Source organism: Burkholderia sp. WTPI3 (genome assembly GCF_021483755.1).
Classification (GTDB): Bacteria; Pseudomonadota; Gammaproteobacteria; order Burkholderiales; family Burkholderiaceae; genus Burkholderia.
The window spans coordinates 1-15,494 of sequence record NZ_JAGIXF010000001.1; the positions used below are offsets into that span (position 1 = coordinate 1).

The 15,494-nt window shown below is 67.2% G+C and carries 16 protein-coding genes; 6 read left to right on the forward strand and 10 right to left on the reverse strand.

The genetic code is table 11. From position 1 onward, the window contains the following. Positions 1-386 precede the first annotated feature (386 nt). Both guaA and J7024_RS00010 read left to right on the forward strand, forming a co-directional pair. The gene (gene guaA, locus J7024_RS00005; RefSeq protein WP_124830123.1) at positions 387-2,006 is read left to right on the forward strand and encodes a glutamine-hydrolyzing GMP synthase; all 1,620 of its coding nucleotides are present in this window, start codon (positions 387-389) and stop codon (positions 2,004-2,006) included. 156 nt (positions 2,007-2,162) lie between these two features. After that, positions 2,163-2,750: a 2'-5' RNA ligase family protein gene (locus J7024_RS00010; RefSeq protein WP_124830122.1), complete on the forward strand. Its 588-nt coding sequence runs from the start codon at positions 2,163-2,165 to the stop codon at positions 2,748-2,750. Positions 2,751-2,760: 10 nt separating this feature from the next. Here J7024_RS00010 and J7024_RS00015 read toward each other — a convergent pair whose 3' ends face one another. From J7024_RS00015 to J7024_RS00060, 10 genes are all read right to left on the reverse strand, one after another. Beyond that, a complete protein-coding gene (locus J7024_RS00015) occupies positions 2,761-3,243 on the reverse strand; it encodes an NUDIX hydrolase (RefSeq protein ID WP_124830121.1) in 483 nt (160 codons plus the stop codon). A gap of 49 nt (positions 3,244-3,292) precedes the next feature. Beyond that, positions 3,293-4,177: an NAD(P)-dependent oxidoreductase gene (locus J7024_RS00020; protein WP_124830120.1), complete on the reverse strand. Its 885-nt coding sequence runs from the start codon at positions 4,175-4,177 to the stop codon at positions 3,293-3,295. Positions 4,178-4,359: 182 nt separating this feature from the next. Further along, positions 4,360-4,686, reverse strand: a complete 327-nt coding sequence (locus J7024_RS00025; RefSeq protein WP_124830119.1) for a gamma-butyrobetaine hydroxylase-like domain-containing protein — start codon at positions 4,684-4,686, stop codon at positions 4,360-4,362. Beyond that, positions 4,683-5,678, reverse strand: coding sequence for a HEAT repeat domain-containing protein (locus J7024_RS00030; RefSeq protein WP_124830118.1), 996 nt, complete (start codon positions 5,676-5,678; stop codon positions 4,683-4,685). The genes J7024_RS00025 and J7024_RS00030 overlap by 4 nt, the downstream gene beginning before the upstream one ends. A 32-nt stretch (positions 5,679-5,710) precedes the next feature. Next, complete coding sequence (locus J7024_RS00035) at positions 5,711-6,499, reverse strand: ABC transporter ATP-binding protein (RefSeq protein ID WP_124830117.1); 789 nt, start codon at positions 6,497-6,499, stop codon at positions 5,711-5,713. Continuing rightward, positions 6,496-7,371, reverse strand: coding sequence for an ABC transporter permease (locus J7024_RS00040; RefSeq protein ID WP_175751317.1), 876 nt, complete (start codon positions 7,369-7,371; stop codon positions 6,496-6,498). Before J7024_RS00040 ends, J7024_RS00035 begins: the two co-directional genes overlap by 4 nt. A 37-nt stretch (positions 7,372-7,408) precedes the next feature. Beyond that, entirely contained in the window at positions 7,409-8,833 is a 1,425-nt protein-coding gene (locus tag J7024_RS00045; RefSeq protein ID WP_124830115.1) for an ABC transporter substrate-binding protein, read from the reverse strand. Between the two features lie 38 nt (positions 8,834-8,871). Continuing rightward, a complete protein-coding gene (locus J7024_RS00050) occupies positions 8,872-9,117 on the reverse strand; it encodes a 4Fe-4S dicluster domain-containing protein (protein ID WP_006755644.1) in 246 nt (81 codons plus the stop codon). 17 nt (positions 9,118-9,134) lie between these two features. Next, entirely contained in the window at positions 9,135-10,874 is a 1,740-nt protein-coding gene (locus J7024_RS00055; protein WP_124830114.1) for a fumarate reductase/succinate dehydrogenase flavoprotein subunit, read from the reverse strand. Beyond that, positions 10,871-11,641 (reverse strand): GntR family transcriptional regulator, encoded by a 771-nt coding sequence (locus J7024_RS00060; protein WP_124830113.1) that lies wholly within the window; start codon positions 11,639-11,641, stop codon positions 10,871-10,873. The genes J7024_RS00055 and J7024_RS00060 overlap by 4 nt, the downstream gene beginning before the upstream one ends. Positions 11,642-11,982: 341 nt before the next feature. On the opposite strand from J7024_RS00060, the gene J7024_RS00065 reads away from it, so the two are divergent. The 4 genes from J7024_RS00065 (at position 11,983) to ldcA (ending at position 15,491) form a co-directional block, all read left to right on the forward strand. Then, the gene (locus tag J7024_RS00065) at positions 11,983-13,194 is read left to right on the forward strand and encodes an MFS transporter (protein WP_175751315.1); all 1,212 of its coding nucleotides are present in this window, start codon (positions 11,983-11,985) and stop codon (positions 13,192-13,194) included. A gap of 274 nt (positions 13,195-13,468) precedes the next feature. Beyond that, positions 13,469-13,867, forward strand: coding sequence for a DnaJ family domain-containing protein (locus J7024_RS00070; protein ID WP_175718023.1), 399 nt, complete (start codon positions 13,469-13,471; stop codon positions 13,865-13,867). Continuing rightward, positions 13,864-14,439, forward strand: a complete 576-nt coding sequence (gene tadA / locus J7024_RS00075) for a tRNA adenosine(34) deaminase TadA (protein ID WP_124830111.1) — start codon at positions 13,864-13,866, stop codon at positions 14,437-14,439. The genes J7024_RS00070 and tadA overlap by 4 nt, the downstream gene beginning before the upstream one ends. 113 nt (positions 14,440-14,552) lie before the next feature. Then, entirely contained in the window at positions 14,553-15,491 is a 939-nt protein-coding gene (ldcA, locus tag J7024_RS00080) for a muramoyltetrapeptide carboxypeptidase (protein ID WP_234744727.1), read from the forward strand. The last annotated feature ends 3 nt before the right edge of the window (positions 15,492-15,494 follow it).

The following is a 15,494-nucleotide window of genomic DNA, read 5'->3' on the forward strand; positions in this document are numbered from 1 at the left end:
GAGGGGTGGGGGGGGGCGGGGTGTGCGGGGAGCGGGGTGGGGGTGGGGGGGGGGGGGCTGGGATCGGCCGGGGGCCGGGGCGGGAAGGCGCAGGCGGTCGAAGGGCGGGCCGCGAAGGGTCCGGTCGAACCGGTGCCGCCGCCCGTGCCGCAGCGTGTCGAGCCGGTCGTCAGCCGCCCGGCGGCGCCTTCGGCGCCGGCCGCGGCAGGCACGTCGGCGGCATCCGATCGCGCATCAGGCAGCGTTGCTTTCGACGCGCGCCCGCCGTCACAGGATTGACCGGCGATGCGTCGCGCGAGCCGCCTGCCGCCCGACGCCGCTGTCCATGCTTTTGACGCAGCGCTTCATGCGCTGCTTTTCTTATTCTCTTCATCCCGTCCGCAGCCATGCACGACAAAATCCTGATTCTCGACTTCGGTTCGCAAGTCACCCAACTGATCGCACGTCGCGTGCGCGAAGCGCACGTCTACTGCGAAATCCACCCGAACGACGTGTCCGACGACTTCGTCCGCGAGTTCGCGCCGAAGGCGGTGATCCTGTCGGGCAGCCACGCGAGCACGTACGAAGACCATCAACTGCGCGCGCCGCAGGCCGTGTGGGATCTCGGCGTGCCGGTGCTCGGCATTTGCTACGGCATGCAGACGATGGCCGTGCAGCTCGGCGGCAAGGTCGAGTGGAGCGACCATCGCGAGTTCGGCTACGCGGAAATGCGCGCGCACGGCCATACGCGCCTGCTCGACGGCATCGAGGATTTCACGACGGCCGAAGGCCACGGCATGCTGAAGGTCTGGATGAGCCACGGCGACAAGGTTGCCGAACTGCCGCCGGGCTTCGCGCTGATGGCATCGACGCCGAGCTGCCCGATCGCCGGCATGGCCGACGAGGCGCGCGGCTACTACGCGGTGCAGTTCCACCCGGAAGTCACGCACACGGTGAAGGGCCGCCAGATCATCGAGCGCTTCGTGCTGAAGATCGCCGGCGCGAAGCCCGACTGGATCATGAAGAACCACATCGAGGAAGCCGTCGCGAAGATTCGCGAGCAGGTCGGTGACGAGGAAGTGATTCTCGGCCTGTCCGGCGGTGTCGACTCGAGCGTGGCCGCCGCGCTGATCCACCGCGCGATCGGCGACCAGCTGACCTGTGTGTTCGTCGACCACGGCCTGCTGCGCCTGAACGAAGGCAAGATGGTGCTAGACATGTTCGAGGGCCGCCTGCATGCGAAGGTCGTGCACGTCGACGCATCCGAGCAATTCCTCGGCCACCTGGCCGGCGTGACCGATCCGGAAGCGAAGCGCAAGATCATCGGCCGCGAATTCGTCGAGGTGTTCCAGGCCGAGGCGCAGAAGCTGTCGAAGGCGAAGTGGCTCGCACAGGGCACGATCTATCCGGATGTCGTCGAATCGGGCGGCACGAAGACGAAGAAGGCGACGACGATCAAGAGCCACCACAACGTCGGCGGTCTGCCGGAAACGCTCGGCCTGAAGCTGCTCGAGCCGCTGCGTGACCTGTTCAAGGACGAAGTGCGCGAACTCGGTGTTGCGCTCGGCCTGCCGCCGGAGATGGTGTACCGCCATCCGTTCCCGGGCCCGGGCCTCGGCGTGCGGATTCTCGGGGAAGTGAAGCGCGAATACGCGGATCTGCTGCGCCGTGCCGACGCGATCTTCATCGAGGAACTGCGCGGCACGACCGCCACCGCACAGGATGCGGCAGCGGGCCTGTGCGGCGAAGCCGACGTCGGCAAGACCTGGTACGACCTGACGAGCCAGGCGTTTGCGGTGTTCCTGCCGGTGAAGTCGGTCGGCGTGATGGGCGATGGCCGTACGTACGACTACGTGACGTCGCTGCGCGCGGTGCAGACCACCGACTTCATGACCGCGCATTGGGCGCACTTGCCGTACGCGCTGCTCGGCCGCGCGTCGAACCGGATCATCAACGAGGTGCGCGGGATCAACCGTGTGGTGTACGACATCTCGGGCAAGCCGCCGGCGACGATCGAGTGGGAGTAATGCTGCGCTGGGGCATACCCCGGTAGCGGATGACGGCATCGAACGATGCGAAGCGCCCGGCAGGGAAACCTGCCGGGCGCTTTTCATGCCGCCGGCACATGGTCGTCCGATTGACCATAATGGAAGCGTCATCTTCGGCGTATCGCCCATGCTGCCATGACTCAACTGACGCTACCCGGAATTGAAGCGGGCCGGCTGGAGCATCATCTGTTCTTCGCGGTGAAGCCCGATCCGGATACCGCTGCGCGCATCGCGGACCAGGCCGGTCGACTGCTGGCCGAGGTGTCCATCGAAGGCCGGTTGCAGGACACCAACCGTTTCCACATCACGTTACAGTCGCTCGGGCCGTTCATGCGGGTGCCGTCGGGCGTCGCCACACGTGCGTGCATGGCGGCGCAACGTATTCACGCTGCGCCGTTCGACGTGACGTTCGACCGGATCCTCAGTTTCAAAGGCCGGCCGGGGAATTTCCCGTGGGTACTGACCCCGGATGTCGTGCCGGGTGCATTGACTGAGTTCCATCAGAAACTGGTCGACGCGCTCAACTGGGCCGGGGTTCGCGCGTCAAGCAGGCATTTCACGCCTCATATCACGTTGCTGTACAGCGAAAACCGGTTCCGGCCGCGCGAGATTGCGCCGATTACGTGGCGCGTGCGCGAATTCGTTCTGATCGACAGCTTGTTCGGCAAGACACATCACGAAATAAAAGGGTGCTGGCCGTTGAGCGACGATTGCCAGCGTTAAGGGGCGCCGCTCACGGACGGTTCGATCTGTCGATGTCCGCGGCCCGTGCGACAGCACGCAGCGCAACGTCGCGCACGCCCGCGCTCATCGGCAGATCGTCGCGTTCGAGTTCACCGAGATCGAACCAGCGCGCCTCCAGCGCATCGTCCCCGGCAGCGGGCGTACCGCGCAGCCATTTGCACAGCACCGCGACCATCACGAAATGCTGACGCACGCGGCCGGCGGCATCGTGATCGAATGAATCGAGCGCGGTGAATACGTCGAGCGCTTCGACGTCGAGCGTCGTCTCTTCGGCAAGCTCGCGAACGATCGCGTCCGCGATCGGCTCACCCGGTTCGATCTTGCCGCCGGGGAATCCCCAGCGGTCTGCGTCCGGCGGATTCGCGCGCCGCACGAGCAGCACGTCGCGTTCGCGCAGCACGACGCCGATCACGGCAGGAACGGCACGCAGCGGCGATGCATTGGCGGTCGGGGAGCGTGAGGGTTCGGACATGATCGGGCCTATGCGTCGGCGGACGCGAACGGGTTGGGGTACCTGAGATTCATCGCACGTCGTCGCTGCGCTGCTCGATCGCATGAATCACGGCGACCATGTCGGACGAACCGTATCCGGCCTGTTCGGTTTCGCCATAGAGCGCATGGCAGATGTCCAGTAGCGGCGACGCGATTCCGATGCTGCGCGCGGATTCGGCGACGAGCCGTGCGTTCTTCAGCACGTCGGTGATTGCCGCCTGCACGTCGAAGTCCGACGCGACAAGTTTGCCGAGCTTCACGCGCGACACGTCGCTGGCCATCGGGCCGGCGTTTAGCACGTCGGCGAAGCGCGCGAGATCGATGCCGTGACGTTGCGCGAAATGCGTCGCCTCGGTCAGGCCCGTTACCATCGTGATCAGGAACAGGTTCACGGCGAGTTTCATCGTCAGCGCGGCCGGCACGTCGCCGCACACGAAGCTGTCGCGGCACAGCGGCTTCACGAGCGGGCGGATCGCGTCGACGTCTTCCGGCGCGCCGGCCAGCATCACGACGAGCTGTCCGGCTTCAGCCGGCTTGCGCGAACCCGACACCGGCGATTCGACGTAGCGGCCGGATGCGGCAGCGATTTCGTCGGCGAGCGCGCGCGAGTATTCGGGCGAGTTCGTGCCCATGTTCACGATCGTGTGTCCGCCGACGCGCGCGGCGAAATCGGGCGTGCCGCGTGCGAGGACGGTATCGATCGCTGCGTCGTTCGCGAGCATCAGCAACACGGTGCTGCACGCGCCGAACACGTCGTCGACTTGTTCGACGACTTGCGCGCCGGCATCGTGTAGTGCATCGTCGCTGCCGTGCGACCGGCTCCACACGATGAGCGGCGTGCCGGCCCGCGCGAGGTTAAGTGCCATCGGCGTTCCCATCACGCCGAGGCCGATGAATCCGACTGCCGTTTGCATGTCCGTGCTCCTTCGGGAAAGGGGAGTGCAGCGCGCAGGCGTCAGTATCGCAGCGTTTTCGGACTCGTGCGGGGGCATGCTGGCAGGCGCAGCGGCGCGTGTCGGTAGGATGCGCTGAAGCCGAGCGGATCGCGACCCGCTACGACGGTGAAACGGCAGATCGAAGTCCGGTCGTTCGACGTTCAGCCCACAGCCTCGCCGCGAGAAGCGCGGCCGGTATCCGGTTGATCTTTGCCGAGTCCGGCGAGATACGGCCACGGATAGATACCCCGCGCGTGACCGTCGCCGAACAGTAGCCGGATGCCGTAGCCTGCCGCTTCGACACTGTCCAGCGTCAGGCCCGGTTGCGCGCGAACGCTGCCGCCGTCGAACCGGATTTTCCTGCACGCGGCGCACGGGCAATCACTGCGCAACCGCGCATAGTCGATGCGTTGCGTATCGCCATCCGGCCAGCGCAGCGTCAATGCGCGGGCCGCATGGTCGAGCAGGATCTCGGTCGGCGCGATCATCGTGCGCCCCCTTCGATCTGCGCGATGGCGATCCGCACGGCCTTGCGGACTTCGGGATCGCGATCCTCCAGCGCGTCATGCAATGCGCGCAACGTCGCAGGATCGCGCAGTTCGCCGAGCGCGAGCGCGGCCTCCTTGCGCAAGTTGCTGATCGCATGGGCGAGCTGCGCGGCGACGGCCGATGCTGCTGCAGCATCGCGCAACTGTCCGAGCGCGCGCACCGCACGCAATCGCACCTGCCAGTAATCGTCGTCGAGCGCGGCGACGAGCGGCGCGCGCGCAGTCGCGATGCGCAGCTTGCCGAGCGTCGCGGCCGCTTCCTCGCGGACCTGCCATTCGGCGTCGCGCAACGCCGCAAGCAAGGCGGTCACGACGGCCGTGTCGCTCGATGCCGCAAACCCGACCGCGCCAACCGCAATGCGTCGCACGTCGGCATGAGCGTCGGCCGTCGCCACGCGGGCAAGCGGCACGAGTCCGCGAGCGTCCTTGAGCCACCCGAGCACGGCGACGCCTTCCGCCCGCACGGCCGCCGCGTCCGCGTCCAGCGCGCGCAGTGCCGGCGCGAACGCGTCGGGGTCGCGCAGTTCGCGCAGCCCGCGCAGCACGGCGCCGCGCACGAACGGCTCCGGCCGTCCGGCCCAGCGGCACAGCACGGCACCGGAGGCAACGTCCTTCAGCTCGGACAGGCTTTGAGCAGCGGTCGCGCGTACACCGTCGTCCGGGTCGAGCAGCGCGTGACACAGCGCGTCGACGACGTCGGGCTGTTCCCACGCGCCGAGCACGCGCGCGGCTTCACCGCGTACGTCGGCCGACGGATCGTCGCGCAGTGCCGCAATGAACGCCGGCACTAGATCGGGATCCTCGAGGTCGGCGAGTTCAAGGAGTGCAAGGCGGCGCACCGGTGCGTCGGGCGAAGCGACGCGCGCGACGAGGCCGGCAAGGTCTGGATCGAGCGCGCCGGGCAGCGGGAAAGCAGGAGAAGAATCGGTCATGGGCAAGGTGCTGAGCGGTGAGGGGCGTGCGATCAAACAGCGTGGCGCAACAGCGAGAGGCAGCGGCGCTTGATGTCGACGAATGCGGACTCGGTGGTGCTGTCGTCGGTGCGTGGTCGTGCGAGCGGCACCGGTATGTCGGCGACGATGCGCGCGGGTCGCGGCGACAGCATCAGGATGCGATCGCCGAGAAACAGCGCTTCCTCGATATCGTGCGTGACGAACAACACGGTCGTACCGATGCGCGACCAGATGTCGAGCAGCAGCGTCTGCATCATGCGGCGCGTCTGCGCGTCGAGCGCGCCGAACGGTTCGTCCATCAGCAGGATGCGCGGCCGGTTGATCAGCACGCGGGCAATCTCGACGCGCTGCTGCATGCCGCCGGACAACTGCGCGGGGTAGTGCGCGCCGTAGTCGCCGAGCCCGACGAGTTCGAGCAGCGCGGCGGCTTCGCGGCGGCGCTCTCGCGCGGGCACGCCTTTCATCTTCAGGCCGAATGCGACGTTGTCGATCACGCGCTTCCATGGAAACAGCGTGTGCTGCTGGAACACGAGCCCGCGATCGGGATGCGGGCGGTCGACCGGTTCGCCGTCGACGACGATCTCGCCGTGCGTGGCCGCGACGTGTCCGGCGAGCGCGCCGAGCAGCGTCGACTTTCCGCACCCTGACGGCCCGAGCACGCAGACGAACTCGCCGGGGGCGATATCGACGTCGAGCGCATCGAGCGCCGCGAAGCGCGCATGCGGCGGCCCGAGTTCGATCGTCAGCGCACGTACGCCGACGCGGCCCGGTGCGGCAATGGCAAGAGCGGTGGTGGTCATTGCCGGCCTCCACGCGGTGCGTACCACGGCGTGAGCGCCGTGCCGATTCGCTTGACGAGCAGGCTGCTGCCCATCCCGAGCAGGCCGATCAGCGCCATCCCGACGACGATGTCCGGGTAATTCTGTAACGTATAGGACTCCCATGTGAAGTAACCGATTCCATACTGGCCGGCGATCATCTCGGCCGTGACGAGGCAGAACCAGGCCGTGCCCATCCCGATCGACAGCCCCGTGAAGATCGCCGGCGCCGCGCCAGGCAGGATCACTTCCGCGTAGAGCGCGACGCCGCGCGTGCCGAGGCTGCGTGCGGTCGCGACGAGCCGCGGGTCGACGGCTTCGGCGCCGTGCACGGTATTCAGCAGGATCGGGAACAGCGCGCCGACGAACGTGATGAACATCATGCTGAGTTCGGACGACGGAAACATCAGGATCGCGAGCGGAATCCACGCGACGGCCGGAATCGGCCGCAGCACTTCGAGCGGCGGCAGCAGCGTGTCTTCGAGCGCGCGATAGCGGCCGATCGCGAGTCCGAGACCGACGCCGGCGAATGCCGCCGCGACGAAGCCGGCGAGCACGCGCGTGATGCTCGCGAACAGGTGCATCGGCAGCTTCGGCGAATGCAGCAGCGACCATAGCGCAGGTCCGACGTCGGCCGGTGCCGGCACGTTCGCGAACGTGACGATCCCGAGCGACAGCCGCCACTGGACGGCCGCCTGCCACAGCGCGATGCACGCGACGAGCGACGCGATTCGCCATGTGCGGCGGCGCAACGAGGTCGGGCGCGCACGCGCGGCGGCATGCGCGGTGCGGGTGTCGCCGGCGCGCGGCGATTCGGAGAGGCGGCGTTTGGCAAACTCGAAGGTGGCGGCCATGCGGATATCCGGTGTCGGTGAAGAGGAAGGGGAAGGTTCAGCGCGATGCAAGCGCCTGCACGGCGCCGGTCTTCGCGGCCGCGTAGTCGACAACCGAACCGGATATCCGCTGTGCGTACGCAGCGGCGCTCGTCTTCAGCAGGAATGCGCTCAACACGCCGTGCGCGTCTTTCACGTACCACGCCTGGTCCGCGAACAGCTTCAGCCCGCTCGCATGGTCGTGCACGAAGACCGCGCGCACCTTCGCGGCCGGGCCGAGCTTGCCGAGCGCGGCGAATGCGGCCGCAGGGCTCGCGTAGTGACGCACGGGTTCGTCGCCGACGAGCCAGACTTGCGCGACGTCGTTGAAGTCGCGGATCGGCTTGCCCGTCGTCGCGTCGTTCGCGACGAGCGGCTGCCTGCCGTAGAGCTTCAGCGCGGCATCGTAGTCGAGTCCCGACGCCTTGAAGGCGGCGCGGATATAGCGGTCGTCGATGAAGGTCGCCGGATCGGGCGCGGTGTCGGTCTTCTTCAGCAGCTTGAGCGTGTCGATGGCGGTCGCGACGGCCTGCCGGTATTCGGGCTTCCACGTGAGGTCGCGGGTCTGGATGCCGAGCGGCCCGTGATACAGATAGTCGACCGGCGCCTCGATGCCGGTGACCTTTTCGATCAACAGGCTGTATTTCTCGGGATTCTGCGCAAGCAGGCGGTTCGCTTCGATCGCGGCGCGCAGGTACGCGACGACCACCTCCGGATAGCGCTGCGCGTAGTCCGCGTCGACGAGCGCGCCGTGGAAAGTCGGTGCGTGGGTTTGCGCACCGTCGTAGATCTTGCGCGCGATGCCGCGATACGGGAACAGATCGGCAAACGGCACGAAGTCCGCATGCGCGTCGATCTTGCCGGCCTTCAATGCGCTGCCGGCGACTTCGGGCGCCTGCGTGACGATGTTCACGTCGGTATCGGGGTTCCAGCCCTGTGCCTTGATCGCGCGCAGCAGCATCCCGTGCGAGGTCGATGCGAACGGCACCGAGATCGTCTTGCCCTTGAGGTCCGCGAGCGAGCGCACCGGCGAACCGGTCGGCACGACGATCCCGTTGCCGCTGCCCTCGATGCTGCCGTCCAGCACGGTGATGAACACGCTCTTGCGGCCGGCCTTGCGGAACGCCGCACCGTTCAGCGCACCGGGGAAATCGGCCATCGCACCGAAGTCGAGCTTGCCGGCAACCATCTCGTTGGTCAGCGGCGCGCCGGACGTGAAGTCCTTCCACTGCACGTCGTACTCCACGTCCTGGTACTTGCCGGTGTGCGGCAGATATTTGTCGAGCAGATGCAGCTCGCGAATCAGCAGGCCGCCGGTCGCGCAGTTGATCGTCGTGTCCTGCGTGCCGATCGCGACGCGGATCGTTTCGGCGTGCGCGAGGCCGGCGGCCGACAGCGCGAGCGATGCGGCGAGCAGGCGGAACTTCCGTAGCGTAGGGTTCATGTGTCGTAGGTCCGATGGTGGGGAAGCGGCGCGCCGGGTCAGCGCAGCAGATACGGGATGTCGACCTTGACCGCGCCGGTCGGGCAGTCGCGTTCGCACGGCATGCAGTACCAGCATTCGTCGAACTGCATGTAGGCTTTGCCCTTGGTCACGTCGATCGCGAGCAGGTCGAGCGGGCACACGTCGACGCAGACGGTGCAGCCCTTGTCGGCGATGCAGCGGTCCTCGTCGATCGTCACGGGTGCGCTGCTGCGCAGGAAGATGTCGTGCGGGGTATGGGGCACGGTAAGGCTCCTCGGAGTCACAGGGCGGCCGCGAGTGCGGCCGGTTCGCGGATGCGCAGGTGCGCGTAGGCGCTGCGTTCGTCGTCGGCGAGCGGCACGATGTAGGGTTCGACCGGACGCTTCTCGCTGCGCATCGCACCGTCGGCGCCCTTGCGTAGCCACGTGTGGCAGAACCATTCCGCGTCGTTGCGATGCGGGAAATCGACGCGATGGTGGTACAGTCCCCAGCGGCTCTCGGTACGGAACAGCGACGCACGCGCAGCCATTTCGGCGCAGTCGCGGATCGCCCGCACTTCGGCAGCACGCATCAGCTCGTGTGGATGGTTTGCCTTGATTTCTTCGATATCCTCAATAATTCCGTCAAAACGTTGCAGGCCGATTTCCATCTTGCGTGTCACCTTCGGCGGTTGCAGGTAATCGTTCACCATGCGGCGCAGCTTGTATTCGACCTGCGCGGGCGCGAGGCCGCGTTCGCGCGCAAGCGGCGCGAGCACGCGGGTGCGCTCGGCCGCGACCTGCGCGTCGTCCACCGGCGCGTGATCGCGGCCGGCCACGTAGTCGGCTGCGTTCTGCCCGGCGAACCAGCCGTACGTGAACGCGCCGAGCATGTAGTTGTGCGGCACGGCCGCCATGTCGCCGGCTGCGTAGAGCCCCGGCACGGTCGTTTCCGCACGGGCGTTCACGTACACGCCGGACGCACTGTGCCCGCTGCAGAAACCGATCTCGGAGATGTGCATCTCGACCATCTGCTGCCGGTAGTCGGTGCCGCGCCCCGCATGGAAGCGGCCGCGGCTCGGCCGCTCGTTCGTGTGCAGGATCTGCTCGATGGTCTGGATCGTTTCTTCCGCGAGGTGGTCGAGCTTCAGGAACACCGGGCCGTTGCCGCTTTGCAGTTCCTGGTAGAACTCCCACATCATCTGGCCGCTCCAGTAGTCGCACTCGATGAAGCGTTCGCCCTTGCCGTTCGCGGTGAAGCCGCCGAGCGGGCCTGTCACGTAAGCGCAGGCGGGGCCGTTGTAGTCCTTGATCAGCGGATTGATCTGGAAGCACTCGAGGTTCGCGAGCGCGGCGCCTGCATGGTAGGCCATAGCGTAGCCGTCGCCCGCATTGGTCGGGTTTTCGTACGTGCCCATCAGGTAGCCGGACGCCGGCAGTCCGAGGCGGCCGGCCGCGCCGCAGCACAGAATCACGGCCTTCGCGCGGATCACGTGAAAATCCGCCGTGCGGCAGTCGAAGCCGAGCACGCCGCTCGCGCGGCCCTGCGCGTCGGTCAGCACGCGCGTCGCGACGATCCGGTTCGTGATCGCGATGCGCGCGCGCTTCAACTGCCGGTACAGCACCTTCTTGATATCGTGTCCTTCCGGCATCGGCAGCACGTACGAGCCCATGTGATGGACTTTTTTCACCGCGTAGTCCCCGGTGCCGTCCTTTTCGAACTTCACGCCCCAGCGGTCGAGCTGTTCGATCGTCGCGAAGCTGTGCGTGGCGTATGCATGCACGGCTTCCTGATCGACGATCCCGTCGTTGGCGATCGTGATCTCGCGCGTGTACTGTTCGGGCGTCGCATGGCCGGGGATCACCGCGTTGTTCAGTCCGTCCATCCCCATCGAGATCGCGCCGCTGCGCTTCACGTTCGCCTTCTCCAGCAACAGCACGCGCAGCGACGGGTCGCGCTCCTTTGCCTTGATCGCCGCCATCGGGCCGGCCGTGCCGCCGCCGACCACGACGATGTCGTATTCGAGTACATGGGTATTCATCGCGGATTCCTTGCAGGTTGGCGAGTCTTCTGCCGGTCGATGCGCAACCGGTACTGGAAGGCGTCGCCGCGGAAGTAGAGGTATTCGTAGTCGATCGGCGTACCCGACGCGTCGTGCGTGAGCCGCTCGATGCGCAGCACCGGGCTGCTTTCCTCGACGCGCAGCGCCTCGACGATTTCGTCGTCGGCGAGAATCGCGTCGATCGACACGTCGGCGTGACCGAGCGGCACGCCGCAGTCGTTCTCGAGGATCAGGAAGATGTCGCGGGTCGCGAGATCGGCGCCCGCGAGCCGCTTGCCGAGCGCTTCGGGCACCCACGTCTGTTCGAGCGACACGGGCTCGCGGTTCAAGAGCCGCACGCGGTGGATCTCGACGAGCGGGGCACCTTCCGGCACATTCAGTTTCGTCGCGAGATGGCGATCGGCCTTGACGGTGCGAAAGCTGCGCAACTGGTTGACGATCTCGTAGCCCATCGACGACATCGCTTCGGCAAAACCCTGCAGCGACGTCACGTTCTGGAAAGCCTTCGGCTTCGACACGAACGTGCCCTTGCCGTGCAGCTTGAACAGCAGGCCTTCCTTCTGCAGGTCGCCGAGCGCCTGGCGCACCGTGATGCGGCTCACGTCGAACATCGCGCAGAGTTCGTGCTCGGACGGCATCCGGCTGTGCGGCGCATAGGTGCCGTCGAGGATGCGCGTGCGCAGCGTGTCCTTGATCTGCACGTAAAGCGGGGCCGTCGACAGCGGCACGACGTTGGGTGGGGTCATCGGTCCACTTGTTATGACAAGAAGACTGGAGTGTAGTGAGCGGGCCCGCGCGCCCAAACCAACTATTTCTGATTTCGACTTTCCGATTCCGGAAAAGCGGAGGACTCCGTGGACGAATGAAGGAGCCGATGGCGGGCGGCACTTCGATCGGTCCCCCTGGCCCCTGGCCACCGGCGCAAATCGGCCGACAATCGAAAATTCGCACCCGGCGTGCCGCGCTTGTCGATTTCCCGATGTGTCGTTCGTCGTATCGATGTCGACCGGATGGCGTCGCCGCGCCCATGCGCGAACGCTGCCCGGTTCCCCGTCGATGCCTGCAAGACAGAGAAAGGAGCTACCAGATGCCGGATTCCCGATACCGTTGGGTGATCGTCGCCGCGGGCGGCCTGCTGAGCTGCATCGGGATCGGCGCGATGTTTTCGCTGCCGGTGTTCCTGCGCGCCGTCGCGCGCGACACGGGGTGGTCGATGACCGGCATTTCGGCCGCGATGACGCTCGGTTTCATCGCGATGGCGTTCGCGAGCATCGCGTGGGGTAGCCTGTCCGACCGGATCGGCACGCGCGCGGTGGTCGCGACGGGCGCGGTGCTGCTGGCCGCGAGTCTCGCGCTCGCGAGCCGCGCGCCGTCGCTGCTCGCGTTCCAGCTGATTTTCGGGCTGGGTGTCGGCAGTGCCGCCGCCGCGGTGTTCGCGCCGATGATGGCGTGCGTGACGGGCTGGTTCGACACGCACCGCAGCCTCGCGGTGTCGCTGGTGTCGGCCGGCATGGGGATGGCGCCGATGACGATGTCGCCACTCGCCGCGTGGCTCGTGTCACGCCACGACTGGCGCGCGTCGATGCTGACGATCGCCGTGCTGGCGGCCGCCGTGATGATCCCGGCGTCGTTGTTCGTGCGCCGCCCGCCGGCGCTCGACCGCCCGCCGGCCGAACCGGTGGCGGCCGGTGCGCCGGTGCCGCTGTCGGTCGGTAACGCGCTGCGCTCGCCGCAGTTCATCGTCCTTTTGCTGACCAATTTCTTCTGCTGTGCGACGCACTCCGGGCCGATCTTCCATACGGTCAGCTACGCGGTGACCTGCGGGATTCCGCTGATCGCCGCAGTGTCGATCTACAGCGTCGAAGGGCTCGCGGGAATGGGCGGGCGGATCGCATTCGGGCTGCTCGGCGACCGTTTCGGCGCGAAGCGCATGCTGGCGGCCGGGCTGCTCGCGCAGGCGCTGGGCGCGCTCGGCTACTACTTCGTGCGCACGCTCGACGGGTTCTACGCGGTCGCGATGCTGTTCGGTTTCATCTATGCGGGCGTGATGCCGCTGTATTCGGTGCTCGCTCGCGAGAATTTCCCGCTGCGGATGATGGGCACCGTGATCGGCGGCAGCGCGATGGCCGGCAGCCTCGGGATGGCGGCGGGGCCCGTCGCGGGCGGCCTGATCGTCGATGCGCTCGGCAGCTACGGCTGGCTGTACATCGGATCGTTCGTGATCGGCATCGCCGCGTTCGCCGTCGCGTTGATGTTCAGGCCGTTTCCGAAGGCGCCGTCGCAAACGGTTGCCGTGTGACCGGGCAGTAGCGCAAGGGCGGTTTCGGCAGCAAAACGAACGTCGATTCGCAAGGAGACAAAATAAAAAACGGGGGCGGACGGCGCGCGAGCCAGACAGCCTTAAACCCGCGCGGAGCCTGCTGCGGCGCAGCAGAGCGGCAAATCGCGCCGATCGGCACGCATGCGCGGCGATTTGGCCCCTAAAAAACACCATATCGAGCATACCTTCGAAGAGCCTGTCATCCGCGCGTCACCCTGCTAGAATTCGGCTGCCGCATTGTTCCGATTGACTGATGAGATTGCTTGACGCACTGGTCGAACAACGTATCGCCGCCGCCGCGCGGGGCGAGTTCGACGACTTGCCGGGTGCCGGCGCGCCGCAGGCGCTGGACGACGACCTGCTCGTACCCGAGGAGGTGCGGGTGGCTAACCGTATCCTGAAGAACGCGGGTTTCGTGCCGCCGGCCGTCGAGCAACTGCGCGCGCTGCGCAATCTGCAGGACGAACTGCAGGCGGTCAGCGACCGGGCCGCGCGTTGCCGGCTGCAGGCGAAGATTCTCGCGCTCGACATGGCGCTCGAATCGCTGCGCGGCGGCCCGATGGTGATGCCGCGCGACTATTGCCGGCGCATCGCGGAACGTCTGTGCGAACGCGGGCTCGACGAAGTGTCGGCCGAAGCGGGGCCGATGTGAGCGCCGACGCGCTGCACCCCGCGGCAACCGAATCCGTCGCGCCTTCTCCTGTTTCCGAAGCCTCGCCCGTGTCGGCGCGCGACCTGCATTTCATGCGTCTCGCGCAGGCTGCCGCCGAAGAGGCGCGCGCGGCCGGCGAAGTGCCGGTCGGCGCGGTGCTCGTGCGCGGTGACGAAGTGATCGCGCGCGGCTTCAACCATCCGATTGGCGGCCACGACCCGTCGGCTCATGCGGAAATGGCCGCGCTGCGCATGGCCGCGCAGCATCTGCAGAATTACCGGATGCCCGGCTGCGAGCTGTACGTGACGCTTGAGCCATGCCTGATGTGCGCGGGTGCGATCATGCATGCGCGTATCGCCCGCGTGGTGTACGGCGCCGCCGATCCCAAGACGGGTGCGTGCGGGAGCGTGATCGACGCGTTCGCCAATCCGCAGCTCAACCACCATACCGACGTGACCGGCGGCGTGCTTGCCGACGAGTGCGGCGCTGCGCTGAAGTCGTTCTTCGCGGAGCGCCGCCGAGCGCTGCGCGAAGCGCGGCTGGCCCGCGACGCGGCGGCCGGCGCGTCATAGGCGCATCGTCTCGCGCAGCGGCCGGCTCCCGTGAGCGTCGCTGCGATCCCGGCCCGTGAACCGGAGACGGTTCGGACCCTCTAAGCAGGTTTGACGACCCGATTCCTTTCGCCCTGTCCTTCCAGCCCGCCGCGTCCTACCCCCCCCCCCTGCTGGCCCCGTCCGGTTATCCGCACGCGCCCGATGCCATCAACCCCGCGCCCGACCGCTCGAGCGGCGCGCAGCATCGCATCGAGAACATCGAGGCGACGCAGCGCCGCTTTCAGCGTTTCGGCGGCACCGACGGCGAGCGGGCGGGGGACCTGAACCGCCTGGCGGATCCCGAGCGGCCGCTGCCGGACATCGCGCTCGCGGTGCGCGGCGGCTACGGCGCGGCGCGCATCCTGCACGGGCTCGACTATCTCGGGCTCGAGCGGCGCCTGCGCGACCGGCCGATCGCGCTCGTCGGCCACAGCGACTTCACCGCGATCCAGCTCGCGCTGTATGCGAAGGCGCGCATCAAGACCTTCGGCGGCCCGATGCTGTCGGCCGACTTCGGCGCCGAAACGCCGAGCGACTTCACGATGCAGCACTTCTGGCAGACGCTGTCGCAGCCGGCCACGACGATCGTCGCCGAAGCGCCGCAGGTGCAGACCGTGAACGTGACCGGCACGCTGTGGGGCGGCAACCTCGCGATTCTCACGTCGCTCGTCGGCACGCCGTACATGCCCGATATCGAAGGCGGCATCCTGTTCATCGAGGACGTCAACGAACAGCCGTTCCGGATCGAGCGGATGATCTATCAGCTGCACCTGTCGGGGCTGCTCGCGCGCCAGCAGGCGCTCGTGCTCGGCCAGTTCACCGGTGCGCGGCCGTTCGAATACGACAACGGCTACGACATGCAGGCGATGATCGACCAGGTGCGCTCGGTGGTCGGAATTCCGGTCGTCACGGGGCTGCAGTTCGGTCACGTGCCCGACCTGCTGACGCTGCCGTTCGGCGCGAAGGCGCAACTCGTCGCGAATGCGCACGGCTTCCGGCTGACGCTGTCGGACTATCCGCATCTCGGCTGAGTC